This window comes from Xanthomonas arboricola pv. juglandis (assembly GCF_905367715.1).
Taxonomy (GTDB): Bacteria; Pseudomonadota; Gammaproteobacteria; order Xanthomonadales; family Xanthomonadaceae; genus Xanthomonas; species Xanthomonas arboricola.
Genome location: NZ_HG999362.1, coordinates 900,688 through 919,005, shown reverse-complemented (window position 1 = coordinate 919,005; position 18,318 = coordinate 900,688). Strand labels below are relative to the sequence as shown.

16 protein-coding genes are annotated in these 18,318 nt (G+C 65.9%); 3 read left to right on the top strand and 13 right to left on the bottom strand.

Annotation, left to right across the window (positions count from 1 at the left end; translation table 11 throughout):
* Positions 1 to 2: 2 nt before the first annotated feature.
* From KHN93_RS03855 to KHN93_RS03845, 3 genes are all read right to left on the bottom strand, one after another.
* On the bottom strand, positions 3 to 443 hold the full coding sequence (locus KHN93_RS03855; RefSeq protein WP_016900854.1) for a response regulator: 441 nt from the start codon (positions 441 to 443) through the stop codon (positions 3 to 5).
* On the bottom strand, positions 440 to 2,251 hold the full coding sequence (locus KHN93_RS03850; protein ID WP_104571559.1) for a sensor histidine kinase: 1,812 nt from the start codon (positions 2,249 to 2,251) through the stop codon (positions 440 to 442). Before KHN93_RS03850 ends, KHN93_RS03855 begins: the two co-directional genes overlap by 4 nt.
* Before the next feature lie 287 nt (positions 2,252 to 2,538).
* Entirely contained in the window at positions 2,539 to 2,913 is a 375-nt protein-coding gene (locus tag KHN93_RS03845; protein WP_016900852.1) for a BON domain-containing protein, read from the bottom strand.
* Between the two features lie 150 nt (positions 2,914 to 3,063).
* Here KHN93_RS03845 and KHN93_RS03840 point away from each other — a divergent pair, with 150 nt between their 5' ends.
* Positions 3,064 to 4,131 (top strand): oxidoreductase, encoded by a 1,068-nt coding sequence (locus tag KHN93_RS03840; RefSeq protein ID WP_167707739.1) that lies wholly within the window; start codon positions 3,064 to 3,066, stop codon positions 4,129 to 4,131.
* A 208-nt stretch (positions 4,132 to 4,339) separates the two neighbouring features.
* Here KHN93_RS03840 and gnd read toward each other — a convergent pair whose 3' ends face one another.
* From gnd to KHN93_RS03800, 8 genes are all read right to left on the bottom strand, one after another.
* Positions 4,340 to 5,281 carry a phosphogluconate dehydrogenase (NAD(+)-dependent, decarboxylating) gene (gene gnd / locus KHN93_RS03835; protein ID WP_104560615.1) on the bottom strand — a complete coding sequence of 314 codons (942 nt, stop codon included), beginning with the start codon at positions 5,279 to 5,281 and terminating at the stop codon, positions 4,340 to 4,342.
* 20 nt (positions 5,282 to 5,301) lie between these two features.
* The gene (locus tag KHN93_RS03830) at positions 5,302 to 6,588 is read right to left on the bottom strand and encodes a hypothetical protein (RefSeq protein WP_104560613.1); all 1,287 of its coding nucleotides are present in this window, start codon (positions 6,586 to 6,588) and stop codon (positions 5,302 to 5,304) included.
* 219 nt (positions 6,589 to 6,807) lie between these two features.
* Complete coding sequence (locus KHN93_RS03825) at positions 6,808 to 7,188, bottom strand: glycine zipper 2TM domain-containing protein (protein ID WP_026063982.1); 381 nt, start codon at positions 7,186 to 7,188, stop codon at positions 6,808 to 6,810.
* A 120-nt stretch (positions 7,189 to 7,308) separates the two neighbouring features.
* A complete protein-coding gene (locus KHN93_RS03820; RefSeq protein ID WP_167707737.1) occupies positions 7,309 to 8,100 on the bottom strand; it encodes a DUF2242 domain-containing protein in 792 nt (263 codons plus the stop codon).
* A gap of 73 nt (positions 8,101 to 8,173) precedes the next feature.
* The gene (locus KHN93_RS03815; protein WP_104560609.1) at positions 8,174 to 9,238 is read right to left on the bottom strand and encodes a DNA methyltransferase; all 1,065 of its coding nucleotides are present in this window, start codon (positions 9,236 to 9,238) and stop codon (positions 8,174 to 8,176) included.
* On the bottom strand, positions 9,231 to 10,331 hold the full coding sequence (locus KHN93_RS03810; RefSeq protein WP_104560607.1) for a radical SAM family protein: 1,101 nt from the start codon (positions 10,329 to 10,331) through the stop codon (positions 9,231 to 9,233). Before KHN93_RS03810 ends, KHN93_RS03815 begins: the two co-directional genes overlap by 8 nt.
* Before the next feature lie 22 nt (positions 10,332 to 10,353).
* A complete protein-coding gene (locus KHN93_RS03805; protein WP_104560605.1) occupies positions 10,354 to 11,757 on the bottom strand; it encodes a nicotinate phosphoribosyltransferase in 1,404 nt (467 codons plus the stop codon).
* A gap of 125 nt (positions 11,758 to 11,882) precedes the next feature.
* The gene (locus KHN93_RS03800; protein WP_104560603.1) at positions 11,883 to 12,938 is read right to left on the bottom strand and encodes a bifunctional nicotinamide-nucleotide adenylyltransferase/Nudix hydroxylase; all 1,056 of its coding nucleotides are present in this window, start codon (positions 12,936 to 12,938) and stop codon (positions 11,883 to 11,885) included.
* Positions 12,939 to 13,101: 163 nt separating this feature from the next.
* Here KHN93_RS03800 and KHN93_RS03795 point away from each other — a divergent pair, with 163 nt between their 5' ends.
* Positions 13,102 to 13,968 carry an endonuclease/exonuclease/phosphatase family protein gene (locus KHN93_RS03795; RefSeq protein WP_104560601.1) on the top strand — a complete coding sequence of 289 codons (867 nt, stop codon included), beginning with the start codon at positions 13,102 to 13,104 and terminating at the stop codon, positions 13,966 to 13,968.
* Positions 13,969 to 14,022: 54 nt separating this feature from the next.
* On the opposite strand, the gene KHN93_RS03790 is transcribed toward KHN93_RS03795, so the two are convergent.
* Positions 14,023 to 14,907 carry a LysR substrate-binding domain-containing protein gene (locus KHN93_RS03790; protein WP_212579159.1) on the bottom strand — a complete coding sequence of 295 codons (885 nt, stop codon included), beginning with the start codon at positions 14,905 to 14,907 and terminating at the stop codon, positions 14,023 to 14,025.
* Positions 14,908 to 15,084: 177 nt separating this feature from the next.
* On the opposite strand from KHN93_RS03790, the gene KHN93_RS03785 reads away from it, so the two are divergent.
* On the top strand, positions 15,085 to 15,828 hold the full coding sequence (locus tag KHN93_RS03785; RefSeq protein WP_212579158.1) for a sulfite exporter TauE/SafE family protein: 744 nt from the start codon (positions 15,085 to 15,087) through the stop codon (positions 15,826 to 15,828).
* A 183-nt stretch (positions 15,829 to 16,011) separates the two neighbouring features.
* Here KHN93_RS03785 and KHN93_RS03780 read toward each other — a convergent pair whose 3' ends face one another.
* Positions 16,012 to 18,171 carry a carboxy terminal-processing peptidase gene (locus KHN93_RS03780; RefSeq protein WP_016900835.1) on the bottom strand — a complete coding sequence of 720 codons (2,160 nt, stop codon included), beginning with the start codon at positions 18,169 to 18,171 and terminating at the stop codon, positions 16,012 to 16,014.
* Between the last annotated feature and the right edge of the window lie 147 nt (positions 18,172 to 18,318).

The window sequence follows — 18,318 nt, the reverse complement described above, 5'->3', positions numbered from 1 at the left end:
GGTCAGTCCAGCTCCGGTGCCTGATTGATGACCGCCCAGAAGGTGCCGAGCGTCTTGACTGCGTTGAAGAACTGATCCACGTCCACCGGCTTGACCACATAGGCATTCACGCCCAGGTCCCAGCTGCGGGCCAGGTCGCTCTCTTCGCGCGAGGACGACAGGATCACCACCGGCAGGCGCTTGAGCGACTCCTCGCTGCGGATCTGCTTGAGCACTTCCAGCCCGTCCAGGCGCGGCATCTTGATGTCCAGCAGCAACACCGCCGGCAGGCCTTCCTCGCGATCGGCGAAGATGCCCCGACGCAACAGATAGTCCATGGTCTCCACGCCGTCCTCGACGTGCACGATGGGATTGGCCAGGCGGGCTTCGCGCAGGGCGTCGACGGCCATTTCCGCATCGGCCGGGCTGTCTTCTGCCAGAAGAATGGTACGGATGGCGGTCATACATTGAACTCTTGGTTGGGCGCTTCAAGCGCAGGTGGAAGCACAAAATAGAACGTGGCGCCTTCGTCGACCGCGCCTTCGGCCCAGACCCGGCCGCCGTGGCGCGTCAGCACGCGCCGCACGCTGGCCAGGCCGATACCGGTCCCGGGATATTCGCTGGCCTTGTGCAGGCGCTGGAACACGCCGAACAACTTGGCGCTGTATTCCATGTCGAAGCCGGCGCCGTTGTCGCGCACGCTGAACTGGTGGCCGCCGTCGGCCATCGGCGTATAGGTGACCTCGATCCTGGCCACCTCGCGCTTGGTGCTGTATTTCACCGCATTGCCGAGCAGGTTCATCCACAGCTGGCGCATCATGTTCTCGTCGGCCACCAGCACCGGCAACGGCGCGATATGCCAGTCCACACGGTGGCCGGTGTTCTCGCTCTGCACGTTGGAATCCAGGATCGCGCGGGTTTCCGACACCAGCGACTGCATGTCCACCGCCTGCAACCGCAGCGCGCTGCGGCCCAGGCGCGAGTACACCAGCAGATCGTCGATCAGCGACGCCATGCGCCGCGCCGAGCTGCTGATCACTTCCATGTAGTGACGCGATTTTTCGTCCGCCGCATCGCCCAGGTGGCGCGCCAACTTGTCGGAGAATCCGGCCACATGGCGCAGCGGCGCGCGCAGGTCGTGCGAGACCGAATAACTGAAGGCTTCCAGTTCACGATTGACCTCCGACACCTGCTCCACCTTGCCTTCCATCTGCCGGTTGAGCTCCTGGATGCGCAGCTGCGAGGCCTTCTGCAGGCTGATGTCGCTGACCGTCATCAGCACCACGTCTTCGTCGCTGGTATCCGGCAGCGGCATGCGCCGCGCGTTGATCAACATGGTGCGCAGCACGCCATCGGCGGCGCGCTGCTCGTGTTCGTAGTCCCACAACTCGCGGCCGCGCAGCAACACGTCGGCCAGCCGCTGATGGATCTGCGCATCGCGCCAGACGCCATCGCCCACGTCCTCTAGCGGCATCGATTCGTTGCCGCGCTCGTCCAGCCCGTACAACTCGGCAAACGCCGGGTTGTGCAGCAGGATGCGCTGGCCGGAATCCAGCAGCACGATCGGCTCGCGCACGGTCTGCAGCACCGACGACGCGCGGCCGTTGGCGCGCAGGTATTCCTGTTCGGCCGCCAGGCGGCGACGGATCTGCCGCTGCAGCAACCAGGTCACCGTGCCCAGCAGCAGCAACTGCACCACCAGCGTGCCCCAGCTCAACACCGCGTAATGCGTGCGTTCGGTGTCGGCGCGCGCACTGCGCAACTCCAGCAGCTTGCCCTCGGCGTCCTGCAACTCGTCGATCAGCACGCGGATCGGGTTGTTCAGGGTCATGTCGTTGATCAGCAGACGGATCTGCTCCGGCGCGGTGGTCACCGCAATCCGCTCGGCCAGCAACAGGCGCCGTTCGATGGTGCTCTGGATGCGCCCCATCCGCACCTGCTGTGCGGGGTTGTCCTTGGTCAGCACGATCAGCCGCTGCACCGCGGCCAGCGACTCGCGCCGGCCGCGCCGCATGCGCTCCAGCAGGGCCGGGCGCTGCACGCCGTGCGAGCGCATCAAGGCTGCCGATTCGGTGTCGCGCATCGCCGCTTCCAGGCGCTGGGCGGTCTCCTGCACTTCCTGGCTATGCGATACCCACACCGCGGCCTGGTTGGCGTTGTGCGCCATCTGCTGCAGCAGCAACGACGGCACCACCACAATCAGGAACACGGCAACTGCCAGTAACGGCAGGCGCCAGCGATCCCATCTGTCTTCTTGGACCGTTGTCTGCATTGCTAGGTCGGTATCCGCTCGCTGCCAGGGCCCCGAAGGCAAGTCGGCATTGTCTCCGATCAGGCCCAGGATGAGATTAACGATTCAGCCTGATCACTCCCACGGCGACATAGCTGAATGGGCATATCATAAGTGCAGTAAACGTGAAAATGGTGCGAGCGCTTCACCGCCTGTCGGCTTGCCTGAGGCCGCGCACCGGCAACAAAAAAGGCGCACTCCATGGAGTGCGCCTTGTGCTCGGTTCAGCCGCCTCGCCTCGGCTGCCCCGGCATTCGCTACCGCTGCAATTACATCTTTGCAGCAACGACCTTCAGGCCGGTGGACTTGACGCTCTTGACGCCTTCGATGCCCTTGGCAACTGCCACGGCCTTGTCGTGCTCGGCCTTGGTAGCAACCGTGCCGGTCAGGGTGACGATGCCGTTCTTGGTCTCGACCTTGACGTCGGTGCCCGACACGTTGTCGGTGGCCAGCAGATCGGCCTTCACCTTGGTGGTGATCCAGGTGTCGGTCACCGGCTTCTTGGATTCGTTGATGTTGTCGGCAGCGTGGTCCTTGTGCGCGGCGTGCTCCTGTGGCGCAGCGAATGCCTGCGAGGCACCCAGCGTCAGACCGAGCGACAGTGCCAGAGCCAGCAACTTGCGTGCATGTGTGATGTTCTTCATCGGATGTACCCTCCTGTGAATGTGGCGGCAGTCTGCAGTGGCGCTCGTCGTGCACACGTGACTGCCGGATGCAGGGGTTGTGAACCCGGCGCACACGGGTGGGTGCAATACCATGCAGGCCTCCTCCGTCGTTGCGATGAACCGTTTTCAATGCCTAAACCGTTCAATCTGGCCGTCGTCGGCTATGGCTATGTCGGCCGCACCTTCCATGCCCCGCTGATCGCCGGCACCCCGGGCCTGGCCCTGCACAGCGTGGTGTCGTCCAAGCCGCAGCAGGTACAGGCCGACTTTCCCGATGTCGCCGTGCTGGCCGATTTGGAAACGGCACTGGCCGATCCGGCGCTGGACGCGGTGGTGCTGGCCACCCCCAACCAGACCCACGCACCCTACGCGTTGCAGGCCCTGGCCGCCGGCAAGCACGTGCTGGTGGACAAACCCTTTGCGCTGGACGCCGCGCAGGCGCGCGAGGTGGTGGCTGCTGCCGCCGCGGCCGGGCGCATTGTCAGCGTGTTCCAGAACCGGCGCTGGGATGCGGACTTTCTCACCGTGCGCCGGCTGATCGACGAAGGCCAGTTGGGCGAGGTGGTGGAATTCCATTCGCACTTCGACCGCTTCCGGCCGCAGGTGCGCGACCGCTGGCGCGAAAGCGACATCCCCGGCGCCGGTCTCTGGTACGACCTGGGGCCACATCTGCTCGATCAGGCGCTGCAGTTGTTCGGCACGCCGCAGGCGATCGGCGCGGACCTGCAGCGCCAGCGCAGCCAGGCGCGCAGCGATGACTATTTCCACGTCACCCTGCGTTACCCGCGGCTGCGCGTGATCCTGCATGCCGGCTCGCTGGTGGCCGACAGCGGCCTGCGCTTTGCCGTGCACGGCACCCGTGGCAGCTACCTCAAGCACGGGCTGGATACCCAGGAAGACCAGCTGCGCGCCGGACGCCGCCCCGGTACCGCCGGTTGGGGCGTGGACCCGCTTCCGGGCACGCTGACCCGCGTCGACGACGAAGGCCGCGTGCACACCCACCAACCCGATACCACGCCGGGCGACTACCGCCAGTGCTACGCCGCATTTCGCGATGCCCTGGCAGGTGCCGGCCCGGCACCGGTCAGCGGTGCCGACGCGGTGCAGGTGATGGAACTGCTGGAACTGGCGCAACGCAGCGCCGCCTCGGGCCAGGTGCAATGGCTGGAAGGCGCAAGCACGGCGTCGCGCGGCTGATGCACGGCCGGGCGCCGATATAGGCGCCCAGCTGATATTCGGCATCGGCAATGGCGCGCCCGCGCCCTGCGGTGCCACGTCCGGGCACCGCGTCAATGCACACTGCCATCAGTCAGCGCGCACGCCGGCAGTCGCCAGACACAGACGCGGTGGAACAGACCTGCACTGCGCGCCCGACATGCAGGCGCGCAGGCATCGGCGCGATCGCTCAGACGTCCTTGCTGCCGATCGTCGGCGCGGCTTCCGTGGTGGTCTTGACCGCATGACCACCGAACTGGTTGCGCATTGCGGCCAGCAGCTTGTCGGTGAACGAATCCTTGTCGCGCGAACGCAGCCGCTCCATCAGTGACAAAGTGATGATCGGCGCCGACACTTCCAGGTCGATCGCTTCGGCCACCGTCCAGCGCCCTTCGCCCGAATCGGCCACGAACGGTGCGATACCGGCCATGGTCGGATTGTGCGCCAGCGCATCGGCGGTGAGATCCAGCAACCACGAACGCACCACGCTGCCATCGCGCCAGATCTCGGCGACCTGGTGCAGATCCAGCGCAAAGTCGGTCTTGTGCTGCATCAACGCAAAGCCCTCGGCATAGGCCTGCATCATTCCGTATTCGATACCGTTGTGGACCATCTTGGTGAAGTGGCCGGCGCCGCTCGGGCCGACGCGGCCCCAGCCCTTGTCCGCTGCCGGCGCCAGCGTGGCCAGGACCGGATGCAGCGTGGTCACCGCCGCTTCGTCGCCGCCGACCATCAGGCTGTAGCCTTCCTGCAGGCCCCAGACGCCGCCGCTGGTGCCGCAATCGACAAAGGCGATCCCACTGGCATGCAGCAGCGCGGCGCGGCGTTGCGAATCCTTGTAGTACGAATTGCCGCCATCGATGACGATGTCGCCGGCCTGCAACAGCGGCAGCAGCTGCGCCAGGGTGTCGTCGACGATCTTGCCCGCCGGCACCATCAACCACACCACGCGCGGGCTCGGCAGCGCGGACACCAGCGCGGCCAGCGCATCGGCAGTGACAATGCCCTTGGCCTGCGCACTGCTACGCGCGGCTTCGCCCGGATCGTAGCCATGCACGCGGTGTCCGCCGTGCACCAGGCGCTCGGCCATGTTGGCGCCCATGCGGCCCAAACCCACCATACCCAGTTCCATAATCGCTCCTCATGATCTGATCAGTGCAGGGTGCCACGCCCGGCGTACGCTGGCGTGGCGGAATTCTCAATGGATTGTTCCGCCGCGGTGCCGGCGCCGCACTGTTGCAGCTGCCAGTCGATCCAACGCCAGTACAAGGTGCTGCGCAGATTGTGCAGGGTCAGGTCGATGGCATACGGCGTGCGCGGATTGCGATCGAGCAGGCGCGCCACGTGGTACCCGATCGGCTTGATGCCCTTGGGATGCACGTACACCAGAAAGCCCTGGTAGAACGGGTCATCCAACAGACTTTGCAGTGTTTGCAGGCGTGCCTGCTGCTGCGGATCGAGCGTGGCGCGCAGCGCAGCATCGCGCTCGTACAGCAGCCGCTCGAAACGACGTTTGCCCGGCCCGCGCAGCTCCCTGGCCAGCTCCCAGATCTGCCGGTTAAGCGCGTCGTAATGCGCAAAGCCGCCGTGCTGCGCCAGCGCCTGCGCCGCCGCATCGCTGACGTCCACCACCACGAAGTTTTCGGCCTGGTTGTGGATGTCGTCCAGAAACGACTTGTCGAACACATGCGCGATAAACCCCGGCGCGCCGACAAATGCCTGCCGCCCCAGCTGCGCGGTCCTGGCCGCCTTGCCGTCGGCGAAGAACTCGCCGGCATGCGCGCCCAGCAGGATGCTGTCGGTGTCGTGCAGGGTCAGAAACGTTCCGATCGACAACTCGCCCGAGGTGAACACCTGATCGAATCCGGCATCGCCATACAACTCGCGCTGGGTGGCCAGCTGGGCCACCTGCCGCCCCACCCCGCATTCGGAACGCACCTGGCCGCGATAGAACGCATCCAGCGCCTGCGCATTGCTGCCGCGCGGTTGATAGCCGCGCCCGAAACTGCGAAAGCCGCTCCAGCCCTGCGAGGCCGCGCCACGCCAGCCGAATCCGATCCAGCCCAGCTGCAGCGCCGAAAACCGATAGCCCGGGTTGTCCTGCAGTTGCGTGGTGGCACGCCGCGTCGCCGCACCGAGTTCGAACGCGTACGCGCATTGGGTGGCGCTATCGTCCAGCAAGGCCTCGAGCGCAGCGCCGCGTTGCTGCGCGTTCCAGCTGGCCGGCAGCGTCAGCTGCAGATCGCCGGCCGCACGCGCCTGCGCAAGCGAGCCGCGCGTACACGGCTCGCCACGCTGGATCACCGGCGCACTTACCGCAGCGCTGCGAATATCCCAGCCCAGTCGCCGCAGCAAGGCATCGACGCAGTCCACAGACGCCTTGCGCGCGGTCTCGCTCGGCGTGGCTGCGGCGGCCTGCAAAAACTGCACACCGAGCAATGCGGCCGCGCATAGACACACGGCAACGCGGGAGCGCGATTTGGGCCGCGCAGATGCGGATGCAGACGCACGCTGCCTCAATCCCGTCCACAGCCGCAGGCGGGGCTTCTGGAACGCACTCATCGGTACAATGTGATGTAGATCGGCAGCAAGGTGCTGCATCCTCAGACGTAGAAAGCCCCGGCAGGACCGGGGCTCGCAGGATTCACTGCATCAGGTTCAGCGGCGTTCGCAGACGCGCTCGACCTGACGGTTACCGTTGGCTTGCTGCCGGTTGCCCTGGATGGTGCGGCCCGCTGCACCGCCGGCAACTGCGCCGGCCACGGTTGCCAGCTTCTTGCCGTTGCCGCCGCCGACCTGGTTGCCGAGCAGGCCACCGATGGCCGCGCCGGCAACTGTGCCGCCGATACGATTGGGATCGGTCGAGTTCTTCTGCACTTCGACATTGCGGCAGCGCACGCGCGTGCCATCGCCGAACTTGCGGCCTTCATCTGCCTCGGTATAGCGCTGCTGATGCGAGCGCGTTTGCGCCTGCGCCAGGGTGCTCGTCGCCATCAACGCGATCAGGGACATACCCACAAGGGAATTGCGCATCTTCATCGTCTGTCTCCATCTCGCCCCTTGGCGAGTCATGGTTCCACTTTCGCCACTTGGTCGAGAACGCAACGTGAAGCGTATAACCGGCTATTCAGGCTTTGGAGCAGAGCCTGAATCGCTCCGTCACGGCTGGGTTGCTGGCTCGGTTTGCGGCACCTGGGCTGGTGTCGGCGGCGGGTCCTGCGCCTCTACCGGCAACGGCGCCACTGGCGGCTGTTCGACAGGTGTTGCAGCAGGTTGCGGCGCAGCTGTTGCTGGCGTGGCGGGAGCAGTGGCCGCCTCGCTGGCCTGAGCGGCCGCAGGCACCGGAGCCGGTGCTTGTGATATCGCATGCGCCGGAGGCGGCGGTGGCGGAGCAGCAGTTGCAGGTGCAGGCACCGCTTCGGTCACCTTGGGCAGATACGAATTCAGACGGTCGAAGAAGCGTTTGTAGAAGGCCGCGTCCTGCACCGTGGTGCTGGACACGCGCACCAGCGAATCGCCGCTGCTGCCGACCGGCAACGACAACGAACCAAGCACGCCGACACCGACGCTGGCCGAGGTCGAACTCTTCTTCAGCGCGTAACGGTCCTGCAATGCGCTGACGAACACCTGCGCCTTGCCGCCGTCCTGCGTGGCGCAGGAAATGCGCAGATTGAGTTGTTCGCTCTGGTCGGCTTCCTTGAGCTGGAAGTTCTTGCTGCCTTCCACCGCAGCGGCATCGGCACGCGTCACCGCATAGCCCTGGCTCAACAACACCCGGCGCGCGGCCTCGCAGGCCTGCGGCGAGGTGGACGCCACACTGCGCGAATAGGTGTCGTCGGAATTGAACGACTCACGCATCAGCATCGTGTCGCCCTTGCTGCCACCACAACCAGCCAGGGTTGCCAGCGCGCCAAGCAGGGCACCGCGCGCAATCAGGGAAGAACAAGACATGGAGACATTCCGGCATCCAAAACCGGCACAGAGCATAGCCGCAACCGGTGTGCGCGCGGCGTCGCGTGGCCGATCAGGGCAACGGCGGTTCATCCGCTGGCAGTTGCAGGTCCAGCTGCAGGCGGCTGCCGTCTGCGCCGATGCGCTCGGCGCGCAGATAGTGGTGCGTACGCACCGCCGCCAACGCGACCGGCGCCCGGCATGGCTCGCCCCACAGGCTCAAGGCGAATCCCTGCGCCTGCAGCCAGACGGTAAGACGGTCCCAGAGCGGCTGCTCGGCCTGCAGGATCAGGTCCAGATCCGCCGGCCCCTCCGGCACCGACTCGGGCGCCTGCAGCCAGCGCGCGTAGCTGCCGTGCACCTCCACCGGCAGGCCGTCCGCGCGTAGCGCCTGCAGCAGCAGCGCTGCCTGCTGCAGGTCCAACTGCGCACGGCAGTGCTGGAAGATCAGCGCGTACTCGTGGCTGCGATTGCTGTGCGTGCCTGCAGGCGCCAGAGCCGCGCCAGGACGCCGGTAGCACAGCACCCGCTCCTCGCGCAGGGTGAACAGACTGGCAAGGATCCGCCCCAGATCCCACGCCTGCGGGATCACCCGCCCGCCGACGACGACGTTTTCCACCATCGCCACGCCGAAGCCATCCGCTCGCATCCGCTTGCGCAGGGCGTGCAATACCGCCCGCATCCCGGACAGGTAGCCCGCGTAATCGGCACTGGCATACAACTGCCCCGGCAATGCCGCACCGCGCCAGTGGCAACCGAAATACGGCACGTTGGTCAGGCACAGATCGACCGCCGCGGCGGGCGCGGTGTCGACCAGCGTGCCGACCACGACCGGCGCCTGCACGCCATGCCGCTGCAGGCGCGTACGTGCCAGTTGCGCACGTGCGGCATCGATCTCCATGCCATGCGCGCCACGCCCTTCCAGCGCCGCCGCCAGCAGCGTGCTGCCGAATCCACAGAACGGGTCGAACACCTGCGCGCCCGGCACGCTGAAGTGCCGCACGAACGGGCGCATTTGATTCACCCAGCCGCAGTCGCGCCCACCAAGCGGATCGGCTGCGCGCAGATCCTCGGGCAATGCCCAGGACGGCTCATCCGGCGCCGGCGTCCACCAGCTGCGCTGGTCGAGCTCATCCATCGCCCGGCTCCCACAGCACATCGGCATCCGGGTCCCAGCCCGCGCACAGGCGGCCATTGGCGAAGAACACCAGCTTGTAGAGGTCGCCGGTGGCGTGGCGTGCGTGCATGGCCGCGTAGTCGGCGCTTTCGAACACCACTTCCAGGCCGTCCTCGCTGCGCATGCGCAGATTCCAGAAGTAGTACCCCTCGGTCATGCCGTCGGCTTGCCAATGCGACCACCACGGCTGCTGCATGCAGTCCGCCAACAGGCTTTCCATGCCAATGCGATGCTGCGCGATGTAGCGCCAGGTGCCATTGCTGCGGTACGCATCGTCCAGACGCGACAACTCGCGAAAGATCACCTGCGTGGCGCCACAGCGGCGCGCCCACGCGATGTACTGCGCCACGCCATCGGCACAGTCCACGCCGCCCCGCTGCACGATGCAGACCAGCCGCACCGGCACGCGCGCTGCGATGCGTTGCGCCGTCCGCGCGAAAATGGCCGCATCGGCAATGGGCTCGTCGGGTCGAAAGCGCATGATCGCGTCGTTGCCGGCCTGCAGCGGGTGGTGACGCGACAGCTCGATCCACGACAGGCCGAAGTCGACCAGGGCATCGAGCAACTGCGCTCCTCGCGCGCGCGCCAGGCCGGCGCCATTGCTGTACAGCACGCGCTGCTCCACGCACGGGCCGTCGGGCGTCGTCGCCAGGGTTTGCAGCAAGGCCTGCAACCAGTCCGGGTCGTCGGTCATCTCCAGGCCGGACAAGGAATACGACAACGGCACCCCGTGCAGCAGCTGCAACGCAGCGCGCAACTGCGCAAAGTAGTCCGGCCCTGGCCGCAACATCGCTGCCGCCGGGCCACCACGGTGTTGACGCAGATTTTCCGAACAGAAGCCGCAGCGCGCCGAACATGGCCGTACCGAGGCATACGGGGTCAAGGTGATCGGCAACGCTGCCCGATACGCACGCTCGCCGATGCGCAGTGCATGCCATCGGCTGCTTTCGCCCTGCTGCGGCACGCGCCGCCGCAGGCTGGGCGCGGCGGCGCGCAACCCGGCCAACAGCGGCGATGCAGACAGCAACGAGTCCTCATCGAGGGAGGCGTGCATACCGTCAGCCGCGCGGCGAACGTCAGCGACGCGCGGCATCGGCACGTGCGCGCACCTGCTCCAGCGTCCACTCCTGCTGCATGACGCCGTTCTCCCACACCGTCACCAGCGCATCTTCGCTGTCGGCATGCGCGTCCACTTCATCCAGCAACGCGCTGCGATAGCTGCCATCGGCACAGTCACGCAGCAGCGTCAATCGACCGCGCTTGCTCTGCTTGCCCTTGTCGGTGATCGGGTCCTTGTAGACATCGATCCATTGCCCGTCCACGCGCACGGCCGAGCACTTCAACGCAAACTTCTGGGTGTCGCGATCAACCTTCTGCAACAGCGCACCGCCCATGCCGAAGGCGACGTTGTCGGCGGCATAGCCGGCAGCAGTGATGCGTTCGAGAATCGCGCGCAGCGACTGCGGATTGATGCCATCGCCCTGGATCACCCGCACATGGTTGAGCACCTTGTAGCCCTTGCCGTTGACCTGATGGCCGAACGCCTCGTCCAGCAGCAGCAGGCATTGCTCGACCACATCCACCGGGTCGCCCGAATCCGGACGGATCACCACCGTCGCACCGGAGGCAATCACCTCCTCGCGCAAGGTGGTGCCCCAATGCTCGCGGATCGCGCGGTAGATGTCGTAGCTGTCCGAGACCACCGCCACCAGCGAACCGGGGCGCGCGAACTGCGCCAGCATGTTGCGGTACGCATCGGCCTCGCGCTCGCGGCCCCAGCTGGTGATGGTGCTGTGCTCGGCAGCGGGAATCGAATAGCCGGCTACCGGCGTGTGGTAATGCGCACGCGCCAGCAGCAACGCCGACAAGGTATCGGTGCCGAGGAAGTTCACCAGATGCGCGGCACCGCCCAGCGCGGCCGAGCCAAGGCTGGACACCCCACGCGCACCAAAGTCATGCAGCTTGAACGGCAACTGCCCTTCCGGCTCGTCGCTGGTGCGCTGCAGGTAATCGCGCACCACCTGCTTCACCTGCCAGCTCACCGTCGCCACCGTCACCGGGTACCACACGCGCAACAGCAGCGTTTCCAGGTACGACGGCACCCAGAACGCCTTGGGATCGGTGGATTCGATCGTCATCAACACATTGTGCGTGGGCACGACCGTGCCTTCGGGCACGGCACGGATGCGGATCGGCAGTTGCCCGCCGAGACGATCGACGATGTCGCGCCAGCCGGCTTCGTTGAACGGCTCGCCATGTGCGGCCAGCAAGGCCTTTGCATCGTCGATGTCGGCATGCGTCACCGGCCGGTTGATGGCCTCTTTCAGGATCGACTGCAGGCCGAAGAACACGGTCTGGTCGTAGACACCACCGCGTGATTCGACATAGAAAAACGCCGCATCGGTGCCGGGTGGATACTGCAGCCAATGGCTGGCCTTGTAGCTGTCGGTGTTGAGCAGCAGGTTATCGAGGTAATGCATGACGGAAGCTCCTTCGCGTCGAATGAACCAGCGGTCTGTCCGCCGGCGGGAGGCTACGGTTCAAGCCGATCCTGGATTGCGCGCGGACGCCTTGGGTGGATGACGGCACGCAATCCTTGTCGGCCTCAGCCGCGACCCAGGAAGAATTCGAGGATATGCAGATGATCTTCGTACAGCCGCGGGCCCATCGCCATCACTTCGGCAAGCGGGATCCAGCGCGCCTTGTCGGCATCGTCGCCACCGCGCACCGCGGGCAACTCACCGGCCGGAAATTCGAAATGGAATGCATGGGTGATGGTGCGCCCACGCAGGCTGCGCTCGGGGTGGTCGAACACCTGGCGCCCGCGCAACGATCCCTTGAGCACCGGCACCGGCACTTTCAGCCGTGTTTCCTCGCGCAGCTCGCGCAGGCAGCCGTCCAGCAGCCCTTCGTCCTGGCCGACGAAACCGCCGGGCAATGCCCACAAGCCCTTGCCCGGCTCGGCGCGACGACGCACCAGCAGCACGTGGCCAGAGTGCACCACCACCGCATCGGTGGTGACGAAGGTCGGCGGATACGGCGCATCCTTCCAGGCGGCGCGATATTGCTCGATGAAACGGTATTCGGCCACCAGCTGCGCGTAGCTCGGCGAGTTGCGCCGGAACGCTTCCAGCATGTCGTACACCGGCGCCGGCACATTACCGCGCAGCATCAGCAACCCACCGTGGAAGCCGATCTCGCCGGCCTCGAACAGATAGCGGCGCAACTCGGTGGCCGACAGCGTGGCGGTATGTTGCACATCTTCCAGCGGCCACTGCGGAAACTCGCGCAAGTAGTAGCTGCTGGCGTCCTTGTCCATGCCGATCAGGCCGATGCGTGCATCGAGCGTGCCGCCATCGGCCTGCACGGCCTCGGCGACCTGGCGCTGCACCTCGGCAATCCACAGGCTTTCGTTGTACAGATGGTCGCGCAACGGGCGCAGGATCAGCCGCTGGCTCTCGCCCGGCAACGCGGACTCGATCATCACCGCACGTTCGGCGACGGTCCACGGATTACGAATGGTGCGGGGCGTGTCGGCAGAGCCGATCAACACGATGAGCTTGTTCGCCTTGCCCAGCGCGTGGCGGGCGACGGCGGCGTGGCCGTTATGAAAGGGCTCGAAACGCCCGATAAACACGAAATAGTCGTACTGCGGTGCCATGAGAATCCCTCACGGTTAAGTAGGCAGCCAGCGGTCTATCCGATGGCTTGGTGCAAATGCTACGCCGATGCGCGACGACGTCAAGCGGGCGCGGTATGTCGATGACATTTCGGTCATGCATGCCGATTAGACTCGCCGATTGGTCCTTGAGGAATCCGCCTGCATGTCACGCCTGTCCGTTCGCGCCATCTCACGTTCCCTGTTCGCTGCACTCGCGCTGCTGTGCATTGCCTTGCCTGCGTTGGCGGCACCTGCGCCCGCACCCTTGCGGGTGATGTCGTTCAATGTGCGCGTGCCGGTGGATACCGATGGCGACAAGCGCTGGAGCGTGCGCCGCACGGCGATGGCGGCATTGGTCGGACAAGCGCACCCGGATGTCTTCGGCACGCAGGAATTGGTGCAGGAGCAGGCGCAATATCTGGCTGCGCAATTGCCTGATTACCGCTGGTTCGGCAAGGGCCGCCGCGGCGACGACAGCGACGAGCACATGGGCGTGTTCTACGACAGCCGCGCGTTGTCGGTGGTGGAATCGGGCGACTTCTGGCTGTCGGAAACGCCACAGGTCCCCGGCAGCAGCAGTTGGAACACCGACCTGCCGCGCATGGTGACCTGGGCCCTGTTCGAGCGTCGCAGCGACAAGCGCCGCTTCTATCTGCTCAACACGCACTTCGCCCACCGCGACCAGGACGAGGCCGCCCGAGAGCACAGCGCGCGCCTGATCCTGTCGCGCATCGCGGCGCTGCCGGCAAACATTCCGGTGGTGCTGACCGGCGACTTCAACAGCGATCCTGACCAGGGCACCTACCGCGTCCTCACCGCCTCGCTTGGCGATGCACGCGCCCGTGCCCCCGAACCGCAAGGCCCGGAAAAAACCTTCCAGGACTTCACCACGCAGCCGACCCGTCGTATCGACTGGATCCTGTTCCGCGGCCTGACACCAACACGCTTTTCCACGCTGGATCAGCGTCCCGGCGGTGTATTGCCGTCCGATCATTATCCGGTGCTGGCCGAATTCGCCTGGCCGCGTTGAGCGCGCCGGCGACGTGATGCTGTCCCGATGCCGGCCGCTCTGACGCTACGCAGCTCAGTCGCGTTGCAGCCAATCCACCAGCGCTTGCAGCATGGCCGACGGCGCAGGCTCGCAACGCAGCACGATCGAAAGTTGCCGCGGTGCCCAGGCTGCATCCAGGGGCACCGTGGCCAGTTGATCGCGCACGCATGACCGCTGCACTGCGGCGTGCGGGAGAATCGCCACGCCCATGCCTTGTGCGAGCATGCGGCACAACACGTCGATGCCTTGTACCTTTGCACGCATGCGCACCTGCACGCCGGCGCGGTTCATCTGCACGCGCAGATGCCGTTGCAAGGCGCTGTCGGCGGCCAGTCCCAGCGTGTCCATTCCCGCGAGCTCGCTCAATTGCAGCGTCGCGGCACCGGCCAGTGGATGCGCTGCAGCCATCACCAGCACCAGTCGATCCTCACGGAACGGCAGCACCTGCAGCCCACTGAGATCGGCATGACCCGCGACCACGGCGATGTCGGCGCGTTCCTCGCGCACCGCATCGGCAGCTTCGTCGCTGCCCTGCTCGGTCAATGCCAGCTCCAGCTGCGGATGTGCGATGAGAAAATCCGCCAACCGTTCGGGCAGCCATGCCGACAGCGCCGCGGTATTGGCCGCCAGCCGCAGCGTCACCTGGCCACCGCCACCGTAGCCGCCCAGCTCCAGCTGCAGCGCGTCTGCCTGCCGCTGCAATTGCCGTGCGTGCCGCAGCAACACGCCACCGGCCGGAGTCAGGCTAACGCCGCGGCGCCCGCGTTCCAGCAGTACGGCGCCCACCTGCAGCTCCAGCGCACGAATCCGCGCACTGGCAGCGGCCAGCGACAACGCCGCGCGTTGCGCACCGGCAGTAATGCTGCCGGTCTCGACCGCCGCGATGAACAACCGTAAATCGACAAATTCCAGATGCATGAGCGCTCCACAAGCACGTGTACGTCAATCGACGTGCACTCGTCGCCGACAAGACAGGTCAGCCAAGCCAAGGGCCTCTGCACGCGCGGCATCCCTCCTTAGCCTTCGGCGCTGCCGAAGCCTGCATCAAACAATCACGCATTGTCTGCCGCGGAACAAGCCCGGATCCTTGGCTGCATGGAGACATTGCACACCCACTGGCATCTGATCGCAGGCGTTTTTTTATTGGCTGGCTGGGTCAAGGGCGTGGCCGGGATGGGCTTGCCGACCGTTGCGATGGGGCTGCTGGGTCTGTGGCTGACGCCTGCCGAGGCAGCGACCTTACTGGCTCTGCCTTCGCTTGTGACGAATGTGCAGCAAGCCTGGGGGCCGGACACGGCGACCCTGTTGCGACGTCTGTGGCCATTGCTGGCCGCCGTGACGCTGGGCACCTGGCTGAGTGCTGGGGTGCTAACAGGCGCCGACCCCAGCCTGGTCCGCGCCGGGTTGGGCGCGCTGCTGGCGCTGTACGCCTTGCTTGGGCTGGCCCGTCGGCACTGGACGATGCAGGCACGTCACGAACCGTGGGCAGGGCCACTGGCCGGGCTGGCCACCGGTCTGTTGAGTGGCGCCACCGGCGTATTCGTGCTGCCATCACTGCCCTACCTCACCGCCCTGCAACTCCCGCCCGAGCTGTTGATCCGCTCCCTGGGCTGGTGTTTCGGCGTGGCGACGCTGGCGCTGGCCAGTGCCCTGGCCTGGCACGGCGCGCTACCCCGCGCGGCGATCGCTCCGTCGTTGTGGGCACTGCTACCCACCGCCATCGGCATGTGGCTGGGTGCCTGGGTGCGCAACCGCATTTCTGCCGAGACGTTTCGGCGCTTCTTTTTCACCACCTTGCTGGTGCTCGGCCTGCAAGGCATCTGGCAGGCCTTGGCGTAAGCCACGTCGGGCGCAATGGAGCGCCGCACGGCCCACAGGTATGGCAGCCGGCAATCGATCATCAGTCAAACCCGCTCGCGCAGTAGTGCCGGACATGAAAGGGTCGCCCAATAAAAACGCCACCGCGATGCGGTGGCGTTTTGCATTGCAAGCTGATCTTGTCGCCAGCTGTTCGGCAGACGATCAGTCGGCCCAACGTCCCGGCGCGGTCGACTGCGGCAGCACCTGCGCCGACAGCGGCTGGTCCTGCGACAGCAGGCCCAGCGCATCGGCGAGGATGGCGGCCGATTCGTGCAGCAACGGATCCGGGCGCTTTTCTGCGGCCTTCTCACGCGCGGTGTCCTTGACGATATCGCGCTCGTTGCCGGTCAGGCCGTCATCGCTGTCTTCGGCAAGCGGGTCCAGCGGCAGCCCCAGCTGCTTGCGCACCTGCTGGCGATCCTTGCGCTGCTGATCCTGCTTCTGACGCTCGGCAACGCGCTCGGCTTCGTTCAACGAAATGTACTTCTTGGCCTTCTCATCGCGGAACTGCTTGACGTCCTCTTCCCACCACTGGAATTCCTTGTCGGTGGCAATGCGTGCGGTATGCAGGCCCTGCAATTTGGGCAGCAGCGGCGCGAAGTTGCCGTACTGGGTGTGCGGTGCGGCGGCAATGCGCGTCCACGGCAGCGCGTTGTCGTAGGTGCTCTCGCCGAACTCGGTGGCATCCACGCTGGCCGGGAATGCGATGTCCGGCACCACGCCCTTGTGCTGGGTGCTGGAGCCGCTGACGCGGAAGAACTGCGCGATCGTCAGCTTGACCTGCCCATAGCGCTGCCCTTCCGCCGCCGGCCAGCGGTCCAGGTCGACGATGTTCTGCACCGTGCCCTTGCCGAAGCTGGTTTCACCGATCACCAGGCCGCGACCGTAGTCCTGGATGGCACCGGCAAAGATCTCCGAGGCGGATGCCGAGCCGCGGTTGATCAGCACGCCCAGCGGACCATCCCAGGCCACCTTGGGATTGCTGTCGCCATTGACGGTGACCCGGCCGCCGGATTCGCGCACCTGCACCACCGGGCCCTGCTCGATGAACAGGCCGGTGAGCTCGATCGCCTCGTCCAGCGAACCGCCGCCGTTGTTACGCAGGTCCAGCACCACGCCGTCAACCTTGTCGGTCTTAAAGCCGGCCAGCAGTTTGGCGACGTCACGCGTTGCCGATGCATAGTCGGTCGCGTTACGACGACGGCCTTCGAAATCCTGATAGAAGCCCGGCAGCTTGATGATGCCGATGCGGCGCTCCGGCTCGCTGCCCTTGGCCGGCAGGGTGATGGTCTCGCCCTTGGCGGCCTGCTCGGCCAGGCGCACCTTCTGCCGGGTCAGCGTCACGGTGCGGTGCTTGCCGTCGATGCCCGACTCGGCGGGGATGTATTCCAGGCGCACCTGGGTGTCCTTGCTGCCGCGGATCTTGGCGACCACATCGTCGATGCGCCAGCCGATCACATCTTCGATCGCGCCATTCTTGGCTTGGCCCACGCCGACGATACGATCGCCCGGCTTGAGCGTGCCATCCACCGCCGCCGGACCGCCCGGGATGACCTCACGGATCACCACCATGTCGTCCTGCTTCTGCAGCTGCGCGCCGATGCCTTCCAGCGACAACGACATCTGCTGATTGAAGGTTTCTGCGGTGCGCGGGGTGAAGTAATCGGTGTGCGGATCGACCGCATTGGTGTAGGCGTTGACGAAGAACTGGAACACGTCCTCGCCCTTCAACTGCTTGACCGAATCGGCCAGCGAGACATAACGCTTATCCAGCGTCTTGCGAATGTCGTCAGGCTTCTTGCCGGCCAGCTTGAGGCGCAGCCAATCGTTCATCACCGACTGCCGCCACAGCACGTCCAGCTGCTTGTCGTCTGCCGCCCACGGCACGTCCTTGCGGTCGTACTCGAACTTGTCGCTGCCGGAAAAATCGAAGTCCTGCTTGAGCAGGTCGCGCGCGTACTTGACGCGCTGATCGACGCGCTTCTTGTAGACCGAAAACACCTGGAACGCCGGCTCCAGATTGCCGCCACGCAGCGCATCGCCAACGCCCGTCTGCAACGGCGCAAAGCTATCGATGTCGGCCTGGGTAAAGAACTGTTTGCTGCCGTCCAGGGTTTCCAGATAGCGCTTGAAGACGTCCTTGGACATCGCCTCGTCCAGCGTGCGCGGACGGTAGGCATAGCGGCTGTCGGAGAGCAGACCGTAGACCAGCTTGGTCGCGGTGGCCTGGTCGGGCGTGGCTGCCGCCGGCAACGCCGTGTCGGCGCGTGCGAGCAAGGCCATCGGAGTGGTCAACACCAGCGCCAGCAGGCCGGCCTTCATGGACGCAGAAACGTTGTAGGTCATCGAATGGCTCTCGGCACAGGGCCGACGAAAGAAAGGCGGTGAACGGATCAGACAGCATGACAGTGCCGAAAGTTGCTGGCGTTGTCATCCACTGGCTGAATCAGCCTAGCGCCGGGCCTGTAG